We start from the raw sequence: 19,975 nt of genomic DNA, 5'->3' as shown, positions 1-19,975 counted from the left end.
GCCCTCCCGCGTCCGCGCGGTCACAGGGGTGAGATGTTCCGCCACAGCTGGGAGGCGCCCGCACCGCAGGTGTACGTCATGGCGAAGGACCCGGCCGTCAGACACCTGCCGTCACTCGCGTTCCGGAAGACGCGGCCGGAGGACGAGGACGCGTGCACCGTCCAGGTCTGCGCGCCCGCCCCGTTGCAGGACCCGGTCGTGACCGCCGTGTTCCCGCCGGGCTGCAGACAGCGGCCGGACCGCTTGTTGACGAGCCGGAAGGTGCCGTTCGCGCCGGGCGCGTACGTCCAGGCGAACCCGTAGGTGGTGGTGCCGCTGCCCTTCGAGCCGCACGCGACCGCCGTGACGACGTCCCCGAAGCCCGCGTTGTACTCGGCCAGGCAGTTGCCGCTCGACCCGTTCTCCAGGGAGTACGTCCCCGAGGGCGACCCACCGGACGGCGGGGGCGGCGGAGGTGCCTGCGTGGTCCGCGGCGGCCGGGTCGTGGGCTGCGCGCTCGTCCCCCCGGACCCGGAGCCGGAGCCGGATGCCGACCCCGACGCGGACCCCGACCCGGACCCGGAGGCCGGCCCGGAGCCCGCATCGGTGCCGGTGCCGGTGCCGGGCACGGTGCCTCCCCCGCCGCCGCCCACACCCCCGTCGGCGGGCGGTGGCGGAGGAGGAACGGCCGTGCCCGGCCCCGGCGGCCTGCTGCCCGGCGGCTGCGACGAGGGGCCCGTGACCCCCGGCGTCGTCGCCGACGGGGACCGCGACCCACCGGGGACCCGAACCCCCGGTGCCGGCTGCGACACGGCCACCGACGGCGACGCCGTCGACGGCCGGTCGCCCGCGCTGTCGCGGCCGATCTCGTACGGCCCGAGGGCCACGGTCAGCGTCGTGCCGGTCGCCACGACGACCGGCACGGCGAGCATCACGAAGCGGTTGCGCCGCCGCTCCCGCCGCGGCGCGCCCACGCCCGCCCCCGTCACCGAGGGCACGTCCGACCCGGCGGTCGCGGGACCCGCAGGCCGCCGCGGGGTCAGGGACGCCGTCGCGACGTCCTCCGACGGCTCCGCGGCCTCCAGCTCCGCCAGGTGCTCGGCCGTCGGCGCCCCGGCCCCGAAGGCCGCCCGCTCTGCGATCCGCGCGGCGACCGGAGCGGGCCAGAACGCGCCCCGGGCCCTCTCGCCCCCGGCCCCCGCGCCGCCCGCCACCGAAGCACCGGCCGCCGCCGCGGCCTCTTCCGCGCGCTCGACCAGCTCGGCGGCGGTCGGCCGCTCCTCCGGGTCCTTCGCGAAACAGGTGCGGACGAGCGCCGCCAGCTCCGGCGCGGTCGCGCCGAGCGTCCCGAAGTCCGGCTCGCCGTGCACGATCCGGTAGAGCAGGCCCGGCCCGGAGCCGTCGCCGAACGGGGGCCGCCCGTTCGCCGCGTACAGCACCAGACTGCCGAGCGCGAAGACGTCCGCCGCGCCCGTCAGCCGCCGCTCGGCCACGGCCTGCTCGGGCGCCATGTAGGCGGGCGTGCCGATGACCATGCCGGTCTTGGTCAGCCGCGACTGGTCGGCGGCCCGCGCCACGCCGAAGTCGATGAGGGAGAGACCGTCGGCGGTCAGCATGACGTTGGACGGCTTGAGGTCGCGGTGCACCATGTCCGCCGCGTGCACGGCCCGCAGCCCGGCCGCCCCCTCCCGCAGCAGCCGCCACAGCGCCCCGGGCGGCAGCGCCCCGCCGCCCAGCCGGACGGCGTCGTTGAGGGTGACGCCCGAAATGTACTCCGTCGCGAACCACGGCGGCTTCGCCGTCCGGTCGCTCGCGAGGAGCTTCGTGCCGGCCCCGCCGGGCAGCCGGGCCAGGTTGTCCAGCTCGTGCCCGAAGTGGCTCAGGAAGTCGGGGTCTTCCGCGAGCACGGGCAGCACCCGCTTCACGGCGGCGAACTTCCCCGGAACGGCGCCGAGATAGACCCGCCCCATGCCGCCGGAGCCGAGCACGCCGAGCAGCCGGAACGCGCCGATGCGCCGGGGGTCCCCCGCCTCCAGCGGCAGGGCACCACTGCCGGCCAAACTAGAGCTGCTTTCCAATTCCCCCTGCATGGGGCACAGAGTAGCCGAGCCCCCTCCCGATCTGAATCGCAGATCAAGTGAAGGGGGCCCGGCGGGAGTTGAGCGAAATCAGGCGAAAGCGTCGTACATCCCGACACCGTCGGTGAATAGCCCGGTGCTCTCGCGCGGCTTGAAGGGCCGGTCCCAGCGCCCGTCGCCGTTGTGGAGGAGCGCACCCTCGGGACCCACGGCGACCACGTCCTGCCACGTGTGCCTGTCGGCCTGCCCGACGCTGACCAGGTCGGTGTAGATGTTCCAGTTGCGGCCGACCTTCACGCGGGACGCGAAGGTGCCGTCGCCCTTGCCCAGGTACAGCCAGAGCACGCCGCTCCGGTCGCGGGCGACGAGGTCGCCCCCCTCGCCCCCGGCGATGTCGCCGGTCGCGGTGATCAGGTTGTAGACGCCCCAGCTGGTGCCGATCTTCTTGCGCGGCGCGTACGGGGCGGCGAGGTCACCGGTGCCGGGGTACAGCCACAGGCCGCCCTGCCGGTCCGTGGCGACGAGGTCGGCCCTGCCGTCCCCGTTCAGGTCGCTGCCGCCCGTGATCCTGTCGTACGCGTTCCAGCCGCCGCCGACCTTCCCCCGCGGCGCGAACGTGCCGTCCCCCTTGCCCTCGTACCGCCAGAGGACACCGGCGCGGTCACGGGCGACCAGGTCGGGCTGGTCGGAACCGCCGATGTTCCCGACCGCCTCGATGCGGTCGTACACCTGCCAGCCCGTGCCCACCAGTGTCCGCTGACCCGGGTGCAACTTGCCGTGGTAGTAGCTGTCCTGCAGCCACAGCCGGCCCGCCGTGTCACGGGCGAGGACGTCCGCCGACCCGTTCGAGGTGAAGTCGTGCAGCGGGGGCCGGTACGACACCGACAGCGACCCCGAGGAGTGCAGGGGCTCGCCGACACCGTTGAGCGGCGTGACGGTGGCCTTCCAGGTGTACGCACCGCTGGGCGCGGCCGACCGGTAGAGCAGGCCGTGCCAGTCGTTGATGAGGACCATGTCCGGGCGGACACCGCCCCACGTCTGGCGCGTCGACTTGCCGGTGGCGACGTGACGCAACTCGAAGTCCAGCTTCACGTTCCGCCGGGTCAGCCCCTCCCAGGAGAAGCGGGCCCCGGTGATGCCGTCCCGGGGTGCGGCCATGGCCGTCCCCGTGTGCACGAGCTGCCCGAGACCCGCGCTCTCCCCGCTGCCCGCGAGGAACGTGGCGGCCGGCCGGCCGTCGGCGCCGAGCGCGATCCGGTACAGCCCCTCGCCGTGCGCCTGCGAACCGCCGCGCGCCAGGACGGAACCGTCCGGCGCGACCGCCCAGGACACCAGGTGGTCGAGGAGCCGGACCGTCGTCGGGTTCTCCTCCGTGGTCCGGGCGATCAGCGCCACCCACTCCGGGTCGTACGACTCGGTGAGGCCGTGGCCCTCGCCGGTCAGCACCCAGTCGCCGAGGAACTCGACCTGCGCCCACCTCGACGTCGAGCTCTCCCTCGTGGTGACCGCGCCCGTGGCCCGGTTCCGGACGAGGAGGCTGCCGTACTTCGGCCAGGCGAGCGCGGTGTCGGACGCGGCGACGTACTCGCCCGTCCGGGAGCCGATCGTGAACGACTCCTTCACGGCGCCCGTCGCGGTGTCCAGGACGTCGAGCTTCGTCGTGGACGTGGCGTCGTACGGGAGGCGGTGGGTCACGAGGACCTCGCCGGCGCGCAGGGAGACGATGGACATCGACTCGTAGGAGCCCCCCACCTTCCGCTCCGTGACCTTGCCGTTCTCCACGGAGGCCAGGACGACCTGCCCGAGGTACCAGAAGGCGGTCGTGGACCCGTGGACCGCCTGCGGCTCGTAGTCGCCGGGGCGGGAGGACCAGTCGATGGTGACGGGCTCGCCACCGGCGGCCATGTCGTACACCTGGAAGACGTTCCGGGCGGTCTGCACGGTGACGGTGTCCGAGTGGCTGTCGCCCACCGGGGTGCCCGGCAGCTCGACGACGGCACCGTCGGCGAAGCGGGTCCACAGGAGCTTCTCGCCCTTGGTGAGGAAGCCGGTCGCCCCGGCGCTGACGATGTCGCTCTTCTGCGGGTACGTGAGCGGGGCCTGCTGCTGGTCGGCGGCGACGGCCCCCGGCGCGGCCGCGACGGCGCTCGCGGGCACGGCGGCGGTGAGCGCGAGAACGGTGGCCACGGCGGCGGCCAGCCCGATCCGTAGGTGAGCCACGGGTATTCCTCCCCAGGTGGAAGCGGGACGCTCGGGGCGGCGCCACAGGAGGGGAGACCGGCGAAGGAGGTACAAGGTTGTACGGCCCACCGTTCCCGGTCCACGTCAGCGCGGCGGGCCGCCACCGGCCCCGGGCACGGAAAGGCCGGGGCGGCCGCACCAGAAGCACACCGGCGCGACGCGCCCGAGGACCTACCCCCGCCCCACCAGCGCCAGGATCTCCGGGACCGCCTCCGCCAGGGACCCGAAGTGCCGGTGGGCGCCCACGGGCCCGGGCCCGTTCACCGACCAGACCGTCATCCCCGCGTCCAGACCCGAGCGGACCCCGGACGGCGCGTCCTCGACGACCAGACAGTCCGCCGGGTCCGCGCCCAGCTTCTCGGCGGCGGTGAGGTAGGGGACCGGGGACGGCTTCCCCTCCGCCACCGAGGCCGCGTCGATCACCAGCCCCGGCAACGGAAGCCCGGTCCGCTCGAACCGCCCCCGCACCCGGTGCTCGTAGTTCGACGTCACCAGCGCCCAGCGGCCCTCCGGCAGCGCCCCGAGCAGCTCGGCCGCCCCCGCGAACGCCGCGTACGTCCCCGTACGGACGTCCTCGTCCTCCAGCGCGTGCAGCAGGGCGAGGCACTCGTCCGGGTCCGCCCCCGGCAGGACCGCCGCGAACGTCTCCACGGGCCGCGTGCGCAACGCGACGGCGTACACCTCGTCCCCGTCGAGCCCGTGCCGCGCGGCCCACTCGTGCCAGACGCGCCGCTGGTTTGCGACGGCGTCCATCAGGGTTCCGTCGACGTCGAAGAGTACGAAGTTCGCTGAGGTCACGCCCGGGATGCTACGTCCACGAACGCGGCCCACGACGCGGGGGAGACCGCGAGCTGGGGCCCGTCGGGGTTCTTGGAGTCCCGTACGTGCACGGTGGTGGGGTGGGCGGCGACCTCGACGCAGTTGCCGCCCTCGCCGTCGCTGTAGCTGGACTTGCGCCAGTGGTAGGCGACTTCGATGCACTCGCCGCCCTCGCCGCCGCTGTAGCTGCTCTTGAACCAGGCCAGATCGGTGGTGCTCATAGCTCTCCCAGCATCTTCTCGATCAACTCCAGGGACTCGCGGGGCGTGAGTGCCTGCGCCCGGATGATCCCATAGCGCTCGGTGTACATGCGCACCTCTTCCGGGTCGGTGATCAGGCGTGCGTGCCGGTAGCTCTCGATGTAGGCGACCTCCCTCCGCCCCTTCGGAGTGAGCAGAGTGAACGCCCCTTCAAGCGCCGGGTGTTCTTCCCGGTCGGTCGGCATGACCTGGAAGTGGACCGTCCGCAGTTGAGCGACGTCGAGGATGCGGCGCAGCTGCTCGCGGAAGGCTTCCCGGCCGCCCAGTGGGCGGCGCAGCACTGACTCCTCGACCACGAAGCTCATCGTCGGGGCGGGCCACTTGTCGAAGATCACCTGTCGGGCGAGCCGGTCCGCCAACCGCTTCTCGATCGTCTCCTCGTCGTAGAGCGGGCGACGATAGCGGAAGACGGCCTCCGCGTAAGCGGGCGTCTGCAGGATTCCCGGCACGGCCTGCACGGCGTAGTAGTGCAACGCCACCGCCTCCGCCTCCGCCTTCGCGAAGTTCCGGAACCAGTCCGGGTGCCGCACCCGCGCCCGCGTCAGCGCCTCCCGTACGTCGTCGACCGCCGCGACCAGCACGCCCCCCGCCCCCAGCGCCGGGTCCGCCCGCAGCAGGAAGTCCGCCTGCGGGGTCCGCACCCCCCTCTCGATCGAGGAGACCAGGTCCTCGCTGCAATGCGTGATGTCCGCCAGTTCGGCCTGGCTCAGGCCCGCGTTCTTGCGCAGCACCTTGATGATCTTCCCGAGCGCACGGAACAAGTGCGCCGTGCCGTCCACCTCCGAGGGCCGTTCCGGCCGCTCGTCCTCGTTCCCCGACATCCGTACCGCCTTCTTGGCGTACCCGTACAGTTACCCAGCGTCGTGGCGTCGCTGCTGGTCAGCGTACGGCCGGGGGGCCAGGATCAGGGGCATGAAATCCGAAACCTCCACCCCAACCGGTGAGTTCGCGCTCCGGCTCTCCGCCACGCGCCGGGGCGCACGTCTCGCCCGGTTACTCGCCGTGCAGCAGCTCCGCGACTGGGGCGTCACCGGCGTCCCCGCCGAGGCCGTCGCCCTGGTGGTCGCCGAACTTTCCACCAACGCGGTCCAGCACGGACGGGTGCCCGGGCGGGACTTCGAGGTGCGGTTGGAGCGCGGCGAGGACCACGTACGGGTCGAGCTGTCCGACGCGCGGGGTGAGCGCCGCCCCGTGCCGGTCCGGGAACCGGACGGGGGCGGTTACGGGCTGCTGCTCGTCGCCGCCCTCGCCACGGCGTGGGGCGTGAAGGACCGGGAGGCCGGGTCCGTCGGCAAGACGGTCTGGGCGACCGTCCCGCTGACGTGTCAGAACAGGGTGACGGCCCCCGTGCCCAGCTCCTCCGGGTTGTAGACGGCGGTGCGGGTGGCGAAGGGGGCCCGCCAGTCGCCCGTGCCCTTGTAGACGGAGAGGGTGTCGTGGGCGCCGCCCGCGAGGCCCTGGACGACGAGGTCCGGGCGGCCGTCGCGGTTGGTGTCGCCGACGCCGACGATGTCGGAGTAGCGGTCCCAGCCCGCGCCGATCTTCACGCGGGGCGCGAAGGTGCCGTCGCCCTTGCCGAGGTAGAGCCACAGCACACCGGCCGCGTCACGGGCGACGAGGTCCCCGGCGGGACCGCCCGCGAGGTTGCCGGCGCCGGCGATGCGGTTGTAGATGCCCCAGCCGGTGCCGATCTTCTTCCGGGCCGCGAAGGGGGCGTTGGCGTTGCCGGTGCCCTGGTACAGCCAGAGCGCGCCCGCCCTGTCGGTGGCGACGAGGTCGGCCCGGCCGTCGTTGGTGAGGTCGCTGCCGCCCGTCAGGAGGGTGTAGATGCCCCAGCCGGTGCCGATCTGCTTGCGCGGGGCGAAGCCCTTGCCGGTGCCCGAGTGGAGCCACAGGACGCCGCTGCGGTCCCGGGCGATCACATCGGCGTGCGGGGAGGCGTCGAGGTTGCCGGGGGCGGTGACGCGGTCGTAGATCTGCCAGCCGGTGCCCATGACGACGCTGGTGCGTTCGGCGGGCACGCCCCACGCCCCGGTCTCGTACAGGGTCTGGCGGGCGTCGTAGGCGAGGAGCCGGCCCGCGCTGTCGCGGACGAGCAGGTCGGGGGCGCCGCTGTCGGTGAAGTCGTGCGGCGCGGGCTTGGCGGTGACCTTGATCGTGCCGGTCCGCTCCACCACGGGTCCGATGCCGTTGGCCGGCTTGGCCTTCAGTCGCCAGGTGTAGTCGCCGAGCGGGGCGGAGGTCCTGTCGTCGAGCATGCCGGTCCACGTCGCTCCGCCGACGGAGGGCCGGTCCAGGTGGACGGGCTCGGGGGTCCAGCGGCTGCCGGACACGTTGTGGGTCACCACGAGGCTGTAGTCCGTGGCCTTGCTGAACTCCCAGAACAGGGAGGCGTCCTGGCCGCGTGCGAAGTCGACGGAGGTGGGGACGGGGGCGCTCGCGAGGTCCTTGACCTCGAGGACGGTCGGCACGCCCGTGTTCGCCACCATCGTGGCGGTCGGCGTGCCGTCCGCGCCGGGGGCGAGGCGGTAGACGCCCTTGCCGTGCTCGACCGTGCCGCCGGTGGCGTACACCTGGCCGTCGGGGGCGCCGATGGCGTTCGCGACGTCGTCGAGGAGCGTGACCGTGCGGTCCGGGGCGCTGAGGGAACGGGCCGTGAAGGACCAGAGGGGGTCGGCGAAGGCGGCCGTCCCGCCGCCCGTCCTGGCGTAGGCGACCCAGTCGCCGACGATCTTGACGGTCATGAAGGGCACGGAGTGGCCCAGCGGGGTGCGCGTGACCTCCGTGGTGCCCCGGCGGACCGTCGCGAGCGTCGCGGTGTCCGCGGTGGGCCATTCGATCCATGCCACGTGCGTCGCGGACACGTCGGAGGCGGACCAGTCGGACGTCTGGGCCGCGTCGTACGTCTCGACGACCCGGGCCGTGGCGACGTCGACGACGGCGACGTGGTTCGTCCGCACGCCGTTCGTGAGGACGCTGTAGTGGACGACGAGGGTGTGCGGGTCGCTGTGCCCGACCGCCCTGTGGCCGGCGCCCGCCGGTATGCCGGCGATCGTGCGGTCGACCGTGACGCCCTGCTCCTTGGTGATCAGGTGCACCACGCGGGCGTTGTCGACCACCGTGGACGTGACGAGCGTGGTGCCCATGGCGGCGAGCAGCCGGTGGGCGGTGCCGGTGCCGCTGCCGAGCGTGCTGGTGTCGAAGGAGACCAGCTCGGTGCCGGTGCCGGTGGCCGCGGACATGTCGAGGTACGTGTGGACGGTGCCGACGATCCGGACGACGGTGTCCGTGCCGGCGTTCGCCGCGTACCGCTCCCCGGGCAGCCGGGTCCGGGAGCCGTCGTGGTGCCGCGTCCAGGTGTAGACGCGCTGCTCGCCCTCCAGGTGGAACGTCAGGAAGCCGGTGGGCCCGCTGGAGACGACGCTCGTGCCGGCGGGAACGGTGAGGGCGTCCTGCTGTACGGCGGCGGGCGCGACAGAGGCCACGGAGGTCGCGGGGGCGGCCGACGCGGGGGCGGCCAGGCCTCCGGCGGTGGTGACGGCGAGCACGGCGGCGACGGCCGCGGTGAGACGCAGCCGGGACGTGCGTGCGGGGCTCAAGGCTGGATCCTCCTCGGAGGTACGGGCACGGTGGATCATCACCGTGCCCGTACCTGACTCGCGAGGGACCCGAAGGGTTGTACGGACGAGGCGCGCCGTCAGAGCACGTGCGTGTACCGCTCGCTCGTGTTGATGAGCGCGTCGGTCGGGACGCGGGTCGCGAACGGCGTGCTCCAGCTGCCCGTGCCGCCGTACACGTACGACGTGTTGTCCGGGCCGAAGACGTACAGGTCGTTGCGGCCGTCCATGGTCGCGTCGCCGACGGCGACGAGGTGGCTGTACTGGTTCCAGCCGCCGCCGATCCTCACGCGCGGTGCGAAGGTGCCGTCGCCCTTGCCGAGGTAGAGCCAGAGAACGCCGGCCGTGTCGCGGGCGACGAGGTCTCCGGCCGCCGCGCCGGCGAGGTTTCCGGTGGCGGTGAGCTGGTTGTAGATGCCCCAGCCGGTGCCGATCTTCTTGCGCGGGGCGAAGGGCGCGGCGGTGTTGCCGGTGCCCTTGTAGAACCACAGGCCGCCGGAGGTGTCGGTCGCGACGAGGTCGGTGCGGCCGTCGCCGTCGAGGTCGGAGCCGCCCGCGAGCTTGTTGTAGGCGCCCCAGCCGCCGCCGACCTTGACCCGGGGGCCGAGGACGGTGCGGTCGTCGCCCGTGCCGGGGTGCAGCCACAGCACGCCGCTCGCGTCGCGGCCGATGACGTCCGGCGCGCCCGTGCCCGCCACGTCGCCGACGGACTCGATCTGCTGGTAGCCGTGCCAGCCGGTGCTGACGGGGTACGCGGATTCCACGGGCAGGACCTTGCGGTTCCACACGTCGTAGACCGTGTCCAGGCGGCGGAGGTAGCCGGCCGCGTCCCGGACGAGGAGGTCGGGCGAGCCGTTGTCGCCGAAGTCGTGGACCTTGGGGGTGCGGACGACGGTGAAGTCGCCGGTCGCGTGGAGGTCCGGGCCGATGCCGTTCGCCGGCTTGGCGGTGAGCTCCCAGCGGTAGTCGCCGTTGTAGGCGTTCCGGCCGGGGTCGCCGTCCGCGTAGGAGAAGTTCCCGCGCCAGAGGAAGCCGAAGGTGGAGAAGCCCCCGGTCATGGTGTACCGGAACCGCTGGTTGGTCTTCTTGTGGACGAAGGTGACCTCGTACGCGTAGTTCCCGTGCGAGAGCTCCCAGGTCAGGTAGATCCGGTTGTTCTGCCGGTCGAGGTCGACGACGGGGCCGAGGCTCGTCTTCCTGAACGTGAGGGCGGTGTCCTCGCCCGTGGAGGAGACGAGGGTGGCCGCCGGGCGGCCGTCGGCGCCGGGCGCGATCCGGTAGACGCCCTCGCCGTGCTCGACGGTGCCCCCGCGGACGAGCAGGCTGCCGTCCGGGCCCTGCGTGAGGCTCGACATCCGGTCGAGGACCTTCACCGGCTCGCCGCCGCCGATCGGGCGCGCGGTGAGCGGCAGCAGCGGGTCGCCGGCGTAGCCGCCGCCGGTCTGGGTCGCCGTGCCGTAGACGACCCAGCCGCCGACGAGGCCGACGCGGGGGGTGGAGGACTGGGCGACCGTGAAGGTCCTCGGCTCGCCTCCCGCCAGGTCGGCGACGACGAAGCTGTTGTACCCCTGCCACCAGGCCAGACGGGTGCCGTCGGTCGCGAAGGCGTGGCTCCAGCCCGGCACGCTCGACGGGCGGGTGGTGCCCGCGGCGGCCGTGGCGAGATCGACGGTGACGAGGCCGGTCTTGTTCCCGTCGGCCTGGCTCGTCCGGTACGCGAGGGCCGCGGTGGTGCCGGAGGCGCGGACGCCCTCGACGGTGTCGAGGCCGGCGGGCAGTCCGGTGATCCGGGTGCCGGGGTCGCCGGGGCGGGCGAGGAGACGCAGTTCCTTCGGGCCGCTCGCGGGCGCGACCTGGACGAGGAGCGTCGAGCCGATCGTGGCGACGTACGTGTACGTCGCCGTCGCGGAGCTCATCCTGCCCAGGTCGAAGACGGTCTCCGCGCCGCCGTTCGCCATGTCGCGGAGCCGGACCACCCGGTAGTCGTAGTCGGCGGCGACCGGCACGATGTCGGACACGGCGGCGTTGGGCATCGCGGGTCCGTGGACCCAGCCGTTGGAGACGAAGGTGGAGGTGCCGTCCGGACGGTGCCAGACGAAGTCGTAGGAGACGAGGCCCTCGCCCTCGTCCCGCTCGGTGCGACTGAGGTAGCCGCCCGGCCCCGCGCTCGTGATCTCCGCCCCGACCGGCAACTTCGCCACGTCCGGGGCGTCCGCCACGCCCTGCGCCCCGGCCGGGGCGCTCACCGGGGCGACGGGCGCCGGGGCGGCGCCCGCCGAGGGGGCGGCGGCCAGGGCCGTACCCGCCGTGACGGCGAGGACTGCTGTGATCGCGGTGGAGAGCCGGCGCCGTGCCGTGCGTGAAGCCACGTTCTGTCTCCTCGGAGCATCATCGGACGGCATGCACATCCGCGCATACCGTCCGATGAGACTCACAAACCCTCGAAAGGGTTGTACCGAGATGACGCGGGTTCCGGCCGCCGCCGGATTCCCCGAGGGCTCGGTGTCAGGACAGGGCGTTGTACGTCCGGTCCTGCCTGACCGTGTACCAGCCGACCGTGGCCCGCGCGCCGAACGGGCGGCTCCACGAGCCCGTGCCCTCGTAGAGGAAGGCCTCGCCGTGGCCGCCCCGCACCGAGGCGAAGAGGTCGGCGCGGCCGTCGCGGTTGGCGTCGCCGATGCCGAGGAGGTGGTCGTAACCGCCCCAGCCGGTGCCGATCCTCACGCGGGGCGCGAAGGTGCCGTCACCCTTGCCGAGGTACATCCACAGGGTGCCGGCCGCGTCGCGGGCGACGAGGTCTCCTGCCGCCGCGCCCGCGATGTTGCCGACGGCGGTCAGCTCGTTGTAGACGCCCCAGCCGGTGCCGATCCTCGTGCGGGCGCCGAAGGGGGCGGTGGTGGAGCCGGTGCCCTTGTAGAGCCAGAGGTTCCCGGTCCGGTCGGTGGCGACGAGGTCGGACCGGCCGTCGCCGGTGAGGTCGCTGCCGCCGGTGAGGCGGGTGTACGCGTTCCAGCCGGAGCCGACGCGGACGCGGCCGGCGAGCGGGGCCCTGGCGGATCCGGTGCCCTGGTAGAGCCAGAGCACTCCCGCCGTGTCGCGGGCGAGGACGTCGCTCACGGCCGAGCCCGCGACGTTCCCGACGGACTCGATCCGGTCGTAGATCTGCCATCCGGTGCCCGCGAGCAGCCCGGGGTTGACCTCGAACTGGTCCACGAACTCGTCCGGGTGGTGGTAGGCGTCGTCGATCCACAGGCGGCCCGCGGAGTCCCGCTCGAACACGTCGGGCGCGCCGTCGCCGTCGTAGTCGTGCGCGCCGGGCTTGCGGGTCACGGTGAACGAGCCGGACTGCTTCAGCTCGGGGCCGATGCCGTTCATCGGCCTGGCCGTGATCTCCCAGGTGTACGGGCCGGGCTGGGCGCCGGTGTACATGTCGGGCCTGCCGCCCCAGTTGAGCTGGCCCTGCCAGGTGTAGGGGGCGTTCTGGGGGTGGTACTCGGGGACATTGAGCGGGTACACGCCGTCCGTCAGGGTCTCGCCCGTACGGGTGTTGCGGATGGTGACCGACATGTCCACCTCGGACCGGCTCAGGCGCCAGACCACGGTGAACCGGCCGCCGGTGCGGTCGAGGTCGAGGACCGCCGGGACGTTGTGCCCGAGCAGCGTCACCCTGGTGGAGATCCCGGAGGAGGCGACCTGCGTGGCGACGGGGGCGCCGTCGGCTCCGGGGGCGATCCGGTACAGGCCCTCGCCGCGGGCGACGGTGCCGCCCTGGACCGTCAGCGCGCCGTCGGGCGCCACGGCCGCGGAGCCCATGTCGTCCATGAGCTTCCGGGTGGTGCCGTCGCCGAGGTAGCGGGCGGTCACGGCGTACGACGGGGAGGGGTTCCGCTCGTCGTACCCGCCGGACTGGGCGTACGTCAGCCAGCTGCCCACCAGGCCGATGTGGTCGACCGCGCCGGGCACGGTGATCCGCTGGGTGCCCGTGCCGTCGCCCCGCTCGGTGACGACCGCGGTCGCCGTGCCCGCGGCGGCGCCGGGCTCCAGCCAGGCGACGTGCTTGCCCGTGAGGGCCATCAGGGCCCGCCGCGTGGGGTCGCCCGCGAGGGGCGCGGTCTCCGTGACGGCGGCGGTGGCGAGGTCGACGGTGGCCCAGCGCAGCCGGGCGCTCGTCCCCGTACCGGTGACGTACGTGAGGAGGGCGGTGTCGGCGGTGGCGGCCGCGAACAGTACGTCGTGCGCGTCGACGGGCAGGCCGGTCACGCGCCGGTCGGTGGGCTGCCCGTCGGCGCCGTTCGCGAGCAGGTGCACGTCGTGGCCGCCGGTCGCGTGGGACACGCGGGCCAGAACGGTCCGGCCGACGGCGCCGATGTAGGTGCCGCCGAGGCTCCGGAGCGAGACGGTGTCTTCCTGGCCGGTCGTCATGTCCCGGAGCGTCACCCGGCCGGACTCGTCGGCGCAGACGACGGTGTCGGAGGCCCGCGCCACGGTGACGAAGCAGGTGCTGCCGGGCCACAGCTCCGTACGGGTGCCGTCGGAGTACCGCGTCCAGTGGGCGCCCCAGCCCTGGTCGTCCGTGGTCCAGGTCAGGAAGCCGGTGGTCCCGGCCCCGACGAGCTGGGTCCGGCCGGTCGGATACGGCACGACGGCGGAGGCGCCGGAGGGGGCGGCGACGGCGGACGGGGCGGTGGCGGGGGCGGCCGTCGCGGGGACGGCGGCCGACAGGCCGCCGGCGGTGACGGCGAGCGCGGCGGCGACGGCCGCGGCGAGCCGTACGCGGGCGGTGCGGTGGTGCGTCAAAAGGGTGTTCCTCCCCCAGAGATGCGGGCGTGGCGTCCTCGCCACGCCCGCAGGACTCACGGGAGGGTCGAAAGGTTGTGCGGGTGGGGAGAAGTCGTACGTGACGGGTCAGGCGAGCGAGGTGAACTTCGTTCCCTCGCCCACGTACAGGCTGGTCGTCACCCGCAGGAACGGCGTCGTGGACGAGCCGGTGGAGCGGTAGACGTACGTGCCGCCCGCCCCGTACGCGACCAGGTCCGGCCGTCCGTCGCCCGTGACGTCACCCGCGCCGACGAGCTGCGAGAACGCCTGCCAGCCGCCGCCGAGCCGGATGCGGCTGTCGAAGCCGCCGCCGCCCTGGCCGCGGTGCAGCCACAGCACGCCGTCCTTGTCGCGGCCCACCAGGTCGCCCGCGTTCAGGTCGGTGACCGGCAGGTTCGCGATGTTGCCGACGGCGGTGATCTGGTTGTAGCCGTTCCAGCCCGAGCTGACCCGCAGGCGCGGCTCGAAGGGCTTGGAGTACAGACCGGTGCCCTTGTAGAAGAACAGGTAACCGGCGGCGTCCGTGGCCACCAGGTCGGCGCGGTTGTCGCCGTCCAGGTCGTTGCCGCCGGCGATCTTGTTGTAGATCTGCCAGCCGGCGCCGATGTTGATGCGCGAGGCGAAGGTGCCGTCGCCCTTGCCCAGGTGGAGCCAGGCCGTGCCGGTGCCGTCGACCGCGAGCACGTCGCCGTGCGCGGCGCCGCCGACGCTGCCGACGGCCTCGACCTGCTTGTACGCGTTCCAGCCGGTGCCGACCTTCGTCCGGCGGGCGGACGTGTAGGCGCCGTTCACCGGCCCGTCGAACAGGTCGTCGCGCCACAGCGTGCCCGCGGCGTCGCGCGCCAGGAGGTCGGTCGAGCCGTTGTCGTTGTAGTCGTGCGGGTTGGCGAGGCGGGTGACCCGGAAGCTCCCGGAGGCGGTCGCCGCGCCGCCGACGCCGTCGGTCGGGGTGGCGGTGAGCTGCCAGGTGTAGGCGCCGTTCGGGGCGCTGACGCCGTCGAGGACACCGTTCCACGCGTAGGAGAAGACGCTGCCGGAGACGGGCGAGGCCGGCCGGTGAACGAACTTCCTGCCGGTCGCCGTGTGCGTGAGGGTGAGCTCGACCGAGGCGCTGTCGCGGGAGAGCGACCAGCTCATCGGGGCCGTGCTGCCCGGCTTCTCCAGGTCCGCGACGGCCGGGACCCGGGACTCGACGATCTGGAGGGAGAGCGACCGGCCGGTGTCCGCCTTCAGCTCGGTGCTCGGGCGGACGCCGCCGACGCCGCCCGTGACCCGGAAGATGCCGTCGTTCGCGGTGGTGGCGCCGCGCACCATCAGGGAGCCGTCGGGGGCGTGGGCCACGCTGGAGAAGTGCTCGAGGACTTGTACGGCGCGGCGGCCGGGTCCTTGATGCTCCGCGCGTACAGCGGGCTCAGCGTCTCACTCCCGGCCGTGCCCGGGACGCCGTACAGGATCACGTCGCCGACGATGCCGGCGACGACGCCGCCGGTCAGCGCGCCGGTCAGCGGGATGCGCAGGGCGGTGCCGTCCACGAAGATCGCGGGGACGTCGCCGTCGGGCGAGGAGTTCGCGACCACCGCGCGGTGGGTCGCGGTGAGCGCGCCGGTGGACGTCGGGTACCAGGCGCGGCTGCCCGAGGAGCCGCCCCAGTCGACGACCTGGTTGGCGGTGGCGGTCGTGGTGGCGCTCCACCAGGACGGGACCATGCCCGAGGTGCCCTGCACCATCTCGGTGCCCAGGACGATCAGGTTCGTGCCGTCGGAGGCGACGACCTTGAAGTCCACGTTGCGCGCGCGGGAGGAGAGCTTCACCTTCTGGGTGACGCCGTTGACCTTGGCGAGCTTCCACAGCTCGCGGTAGTTGCCGGTGCCGGTCGGGACGCTCACGAAGAGGTTGTCGCGGACGACGCCGACGACCTGCGCGCCGTACGTGAACTCGGACATGACCTCGAAGGACGTCCACCAGTTCGCGCCCGACTGCATGTCCCGGATCTGGAACGAGCTGCCGCCGTTGCTCGTGACGAGCATGTCGGAGTAGCTGTCGTGGCCCACGGGGCCGGTGTGGACGGGCAGCACCGCGCCGTCGGCGTACCTGTGCCAGTCCAGGAGCGGGTTGCCGGCGTCGTCCTTGCGCGAGACGAGGTAGCCGGTGGTCCCGGCGCTGGCGACCTCGGCGTCGAGCGGCAGGTTCGCCTCGGTGACGGCCTGGGCCCCGGCCCGCGCGCCCGCCAGGGCGGTGCTCGGGGCGGCCGCGACGGCGGGGACGGTGACCAGGGTCCCGGTCACGGCCGTGACCGTGGACAGGGTGAGGAGGGCCGCGGCGAGCCGACGCCCGGAGATGCTGTGCTGCAAGGAAACCCCCATTCGAACGGGCACGCATCGTGCCCATCAGGAATCAGACTCCTGATCGATTCCGGGGGTTGTACGGCCTGTTGGGGTTTATCCGGAGGCCCGTGTTCAGCCCTCCCGCCGCTCCACCACGCCCCGCACGTACGCCGCCTGGCCCGCGTGCTGGAGGTCCTCCGCGACCACCGACACCAGCCGTACGCCGAGGGTGACCGACGGGTTCCAGGACGTGTCGACGACCCGGTCCAGGTCGGCGTCGGTCACCGCGCCGAGCAGCTCCGCGGTGCGGGCGTGGACGGCGTCGTGGTAGCCGAGGAGCAGCTCGGCCGGGGCGCGGACGGCGCCGACCTGGGCGCTCGTGTGGCCGTAGCCGGTCGCGCCCTTCGGGAACGGCAGGCCGAACCGGTCCTCCCAGCCGTCCGCGTCCCACAGCTGCTCCGTGCCGAAGGCGCCCGCGAGGTGGTCGTCCTGGATGCGGGTGAGGTGCCAGACGAGCCAGGCGATCGAGTTCGCGTCGGGATCGAGCCGTACGGCCAGCTCGTCGTCCGTCAGGCCGTCGACGGCCTCGTGGACGGCCTCGCGGATCCGGCCGAACGAGTCGAGCAGCAGACCGGCGCTGTTCATGGGGGCTCCTCCTGACGGGCGGCGGGCGGCGACCCTCGGAACCCTAGCCGCGGGCCTCCCGCCAGCGCGTGACCTCGGCCTCGACGTCGAAAGGTGTCAGCCGGAGCGGAGGTCCGGCGGGCGGCCGCCGGAGCGCCTCGGCGATCTTGGTATTGATCTCGCCGACGATCCGGCGGACCTGCCCCTCGGAGGCGGCCGCGTCCATCGCCGCGCGCGCGTCCTCGGCCTCCTTGCGCAGGGCGAGCGCGGGCGGCAGCACGGACGCGCCCTCGCGGTGCATCTTGCCCTTGATCCACCACAGCTCGTCGTACGGCGCCCTGTCGTCCGGCAGGGGCTTGCCGAACCCGGCGAGACCGCGGAACTCGCCGCGCTCGGCGGCCTCGCGGATCTGCTTGTCCACGAACGACTCGAAGCTCACACCCGGCGGTTTGCGTTCGGTCATGTGTCCAGCCTACGTAAGCGGCCCGCGACGCATGTGGTGAAGGCGCTCTACTGCGGCGGGCGGGTTTCCGGCACCCTGGGGCCGGTCGACGCGCGTCAACCGCTCGAAGCCGCGCCCCCGGCACGCCACTGCCGCACCACGCACGACCCGCTCCCTCACGCCCACGAACGGAGAAGCCTTGCGTCCCCTGCGTTCCCTGCGTACGGTCCGGATCTCCCTCTTCGGCAGCCTGCTCGCGCTCGTCGCGGGCCTGCTCACCGCGCTCACGCTCAGCAGCCCCGCCCACGCGGCGCCGCTCTTCAAGGCGCCCTTCCCCTGCGGCCAGAAGTGGACCTACAGCCACCACTCGGCCGAGGTCCGCCTGGCCCTCGACTTCGTCCGCTCCGACGGCGGGACGACGGCCGGCACCCCGGTCCTCGCCTCGGCGGCCGGCACCGCGTACCGCTACTCCCAGCCGTCCGGCGCGGGCAACTACATCGTGGTCGACCACGGCGGCGGCTGGAAGACGTACTACTTCCACCTCAACGCCTACTCGGTCGCGCACGGCACATGGGTCGCCCAGGGCCGGCAGATCGGCACGACGGGCTCCACCGGCAACAGCTCGGGCGCCCACATCCACTACGAGCAGCTCTACAACGGCGTCGGCCAGACCATCGCGATCAACGGCGTCTCCCTCGCGCCCTACCCCGGCTCGTACGGCTCGAAGTTCCTGACCAGCGACAACGGCTGCTCGGGCGGAGGCGGCGGAAAGTACTGGGTCGACACCTTCGCCAACGCCACCGGCTACGCCCAGGCCAACACCAACGACCCGCAGGGCGTGCTCTACGCGGGCACCAACTACGTCTACTGCAAGGTGTGGGGCCAGGAGATCCGGGACGCCTCCGGCAACTACAACCACTGGTGGCTGCGGACCGACCTCGACGCGGTCCACGCCGGCAAGAACGGCGCGGGGGCGTACGTCTCGGCGTACTACCTCTCCCGCTGGGGCAACGACGAGGCCCGCGACAACGCGGGGACCGTCATCCCCTCCTGCTGAGGGCGGCCCGACCTCCGGAGGGCCCCGGACAAAAGGGCAGGAGCCCCGCTCGTGCCGTGAGGCACGGAGCGGGGCTCCTTGGGTACTGCTCTAGTCGTGCGCGATCGCCGACCCGGGCACCTTAGGCCGGGGTGACGTTCTCCGCCTGCGGGCCCTTCGGGCCCTGCGTGACGTCGAAGGTCACGAGCTGGTTCTCCTCGAGCGAACGGAAGCCGTTCGCGTTGATCGCGGAGTAGTGGACGAAGACATCCGGGCCGCCGCCGTCCTGGGCGATGAAGCCGAAGCCCTTTTCAGCGTTGAACCACTTGACGGTTCCGGTAGCCATAAGCCCTCCTTGGGCCAAAGGGTTGCCCTGCTCCAGAACCTGCAAACAAGTCTGAAAACTACAAAAGCCTGCGGGTCACATGCTCCGCAGGCTCTGTACTGCAAGGGAAACCGCACTGCAACTTGCGTCGAGCGTAGCACGCAGGGTGCTGCTGAGGGTAGAGGGAAAGATCACGTCACCCGGATGTTTGATCCGCTCTCCCGCGCTGACGCGCGTGCCCCGACGACGTCCACCGTACGAGACGGGTCTAGCCTCGCGATGTGGACAATGCAACCGATGACCACCAGCGCAGCCGGCCCCGCGTCGGACACATCCAGTTCCTGAACTGTCTGCCCCTCTACTGGGGGCTCGCCAGGACGGGAACGCTCCTCGATCTCGAGCTGACGAAGGACACCCCGGAGAAGCTCAGCGAGCGGCTCGTGCGGGGCGACCTCGACATCGGCCCCATCACCCTCGTCGAGTACCTCCGCAACGCCGACGGGCTCGTCGCCCTCCCCGACATCGCCGTCGGCTGCGACGGCCCCGTCATGTCCTGCGTGATCGTCTCGCAGCGCCCCCTGGAGCAGCTGGACGGCGCCCGCGTCGCCCTCGGCTCCACCTCCCGCACCTCGGTGCGCCTCGCGCAGCTGCTGCTCACGGAGCAGTACGGGGTGCGGCCCGACTACTACACCTGCCCGCCCGACCTGGGCGTGATGATGCAGGAGGCCGAGGCGGCCGTCCTCATCGGCGACGCCGCGCTCCGCGCCTCCCTGCACGACGCGCCGCGGCTGGGGCTCCAGGTCCACGACCTGGGCCGGATGTGGAAGGACCGGACGGGTCTGCCGTTCGTCTTCGCCGTCTGGGCGGCCCGCAAGGAGTACCTGGCGCGCGAGCCGGAGACCGTCCACCAGGTCCACCGGGCGTTCCTCGCCTCCCGCGACCTCTCCCTCGAAGAGGTCGCCAAGGTCGCCGAGCAGGCGGCGCGCTGGGAGTCCTTCGACGCCGAACTCCTGGAGCGGTACTTCCGCACGCTCGACTTCCGCTTCGGGCCGGAGCAGCTGGCGGGCGTCCGCGAGTTCGCCCGCCGCACCGGACCGACGACCGGATTTCCGGCGGACGTGCGGATGGAACTCCTGCCGCCCGCCGTCCCGCGGCACGGGTGAACGTCCGGAAATGCGCGCGAAGGGCGTCCGCCGAATCGGGCGCATTTCCCGGACCGGCCCCGGAAGCCTCGCGGAAGCCCCGCGGAAGTCCCGCGAAACGGACCGCGTCCGCAATCCCGTGGGCGTACGCAAGAGTGCGTTCACCGGGAATTCGCTTTCCCCGCGGAATGCCCCCGCCCGGCCCCCGCACAGTCGGCGCCCTCCGGCCCGGTCCGTCCCGCGCCGCGCAGCACCCGAAGCGCCCGAAAC

The 19,975-nt window shown here is 73.0% G+C and carries 16 protein-coding genes; 3 read left to right on the top strand and 13 right to left on the bottom strand.

Going from position 1 to position 19,975, the window contains the following annotated elements; all coding sequences use genetic code 11:
- Positions 1-20: 20 nt before the first annotated feature.
- From ACWDVG_RS03410 to ACWDVG_RS03390, 5 genes are all read right to left on the bottom strand, one after another.
- Positions 21-2,069: a protein kinase domain-containing protein gene (locus ACWDVG_RS03410; RefSeq protein ID WP_451695726.1), complete on the bottom strand. Its 2,049-nt coding sequence runs from the start codon at positions 2,067-2,069 to the stop codon at positions 21-23.
- Between the two features lie 78 nt (positions 2,070-2,147).
- Positions 2,148-4,277 carry an FG-GAP repeat domain-containing protein gene (locus tag ACWDVG_RS03405; RefSeq protein ID WP_451695724.1) on the bottom strand — a complete coding sequence of 710 codons (2,130 nt, stop codon included), beginning with the start codon at positions 4,275-4,277 and terminating at the stop codon, positions 2,148-2,150.
- Positions 4,278-4,469: 192 nt separating this feature from the next.
- A complete protein-coding gene (locus tag ACWDVG_RS03400) occupies positions 4,470-5,096 on the bottom strand; it encodes an HAD family hydrolase (protein ID WP_451695722.1) in 627 nt (208 codons plus the stop codon).
- On the bottom strand, positions 5,093-5,338 hold the full coding sequence (locus tag ACWDVG_RS03395; RefSeq protein WP_451695720.1) for a DUF397 domain-containing protein: 246 nt from the start codon (positions 5,336-5,338) through the stop codon (positions 5,093-5,095). Before ACWDVG_RS03395 ends, ACWDVG_RS03400 begins: the two co-directional genes overlap by 4 nt.
- Positions 5,335-6,198, bottom strand: a complete 864-nt coding sequence (locus ACWDVG_RS03390) for a helix-turn-helix domain-containing protein (protein WP_451695718.1) — start codon at positions 6,196-6,198, stop codon at positions 5,335-5,337. The genes ACWDVG_RS03395 and ACWDVG_RS03390 overlap by 4 nt, the downstream gene beginning before the upstream one ends.
- 91 nt (positions 6,199-6,289) lie before the next feature.
- Here ACWDVG_RS03390 and ACWDVG_RS03385 point away from each other — a divergent pair, with 91 nt between their 5' ends.
- The gene (locus tag ACWDVG_RS03385) at positions 6,290-6,748 is read left to right on the top strand and encodes an ATP-binding protein (protein WP_451695716.1); all 459 of its coding nucleotides are present in this window, start codon (positions 6,290-6,292) and stop codon (positions 6,746-6,748) included.
- Here ACWDVG_RS03385 and ACWDVG_RS03380 read toward each other — a convergent pair.
- From ACWDVG_RS03380 to ACWDVG_RS03350, 7 genes are all read right to left on the bottom strand, one after another.
- Entirely contained in the window at positions 6,703-8,976 is a 2,274-nt protein-coding gene (locus ACWDVG_RS03380; RefSeq protein ID WP_451695714.1) for an FG-GAP repeat domain-containing protein, read from the bottom strand. The genes ACWDVG_RS03385 and ACWDVG_RS03380 overlap by 46 nt on opposite strands.
- A gap of 98 nt (positions 8,977-9,074) precedes the next feature.
- A complete protein-coding gene (locus ACWDVG_RS03375; RefSeq protein ID WP_451695713.1) occupies positions 9,075-11,363 on the bottom strand; it encodes an FG-GAP-like repeat-containing protein in 2,289 nt (762 codons plus the stop codon).
- Positions 11,364-11,499: 136 nt separating this feature from the next.
- A complete protein-coding gene (locus ACWDVG_RS03370) occupies positions 11,500-13,791 on the bottom strand; it encodes an FG-GAP repeat domain-containing protein (RefSeq protein WP_451695711.1) in 2,292 nt (763 codons plus the stop codon).
- A gap of 108 nt (positions 13,792-13,899) precedes the next feature.
- Positions 13,900-15,153 carry a hypothetical protein gene (locus ACWDVG_RS03365; protein WP_451695709.1) on the bottom strand — a complete coding sequence of 418 codons (1,254 nt, stop codon included), beginning with the start codon at positions 15,151-15,153 and terminating at the stop codon, positions 13,900-13,902.
- Positions 15,126-16,163, bottom strand: coding sequence for a hypothetical protein (locus ACWDVG_RS03360; protein ID WP_451695707.1), 1,038 nt, complete (start codon positions 16,161-16,163; stop codon positions 15,126-15,128). Before ACWDVG_RS03360 ends, ACWDVG_RS03365 begins: the two co-directional genes overlap by 28 nt.
- A gap of 105 nt (positions 16,164-16,268) precedes the next feature.
- On the bottom strand, positions 16,269-16,781 hold the full coding sequence (locus ACWDVG_RS03355) for a mycothiol transferase (protein ID WP_451695705.1): 513 nt from the start codon (positions 16,779-16,781) through the stop codon (positions 16,269-16,271).
- 43 nt (positions 16,782-16,824) lie between these two features.
- Entirely contained in the window at positions 16,825-17,223 is a 399-nt protein-coding gene (locus ACWDVG_RS03350) for a DnaJ family domain-containing protein (protein ID WP_451695703.1), read from the bottom strand.
- 196 nt (positions 17,224-17,419) lie between these two features.
- On the opposite strand from ACWDVG_RS03350, the gene ACWDVG_RS03345 reads away from it, so the two are divergent.
- Positions 17,420-18,259 carry a M23 family metallopeptidase gene (locus ACWDVG_RS03345; protein ID WP_451696153.1) on the top strand — a complete coding sequence of 280 codons (840 nt, stop codon included), beginning with the start codon at positions 17,420-17,422 and terminating at the stop codon, positions 18,257-18,259.
- Between the two features lie 121 nt (positions 18,260-18,380).
- On the opposite strand, the gene ACWDVG_RS03340 is transcribed toward ACWDVG_RS03345, so the two are convergent.
- Positions 18,381-18,584, bottom strand: a complete 204-nt coding sequence (locus tag ACWDVG_RS03340) for a cold-shock protein (RefSeq protein WP_030208785.1) — start codon at positions 18,582-18,584, stop codon at positions 18,381-18,383.
- A 260-nt stretch (positions 18,585-18,844) separates the two neighbouring features.
- Between ACWDVG_RS03340 and ACWDVG_RS03335 the strand changes: the two genes are divergently transcribed.
- Complete coding sequence (locus ACWDVG_RS03335; protein ID WP_451695700.1) at positions 18,845-19,726, top strand: menaquinone biosynthetic enzyme MqnA/MqnD family protein; 882 nt, start codon at positions 18,845-18,847, stop codon at positions 19,724-19,726.
- Positions 19,727-19,975: the final 249 nt, after the last annotated feature.

The organism is Streptomyces sp. NPDC003327 (assembly GCF_053589515.1).
Note: the sequence above shows the minus strand (reverse complement) of the source record. Positions and strands in the feature narration are given on the sequence as shown.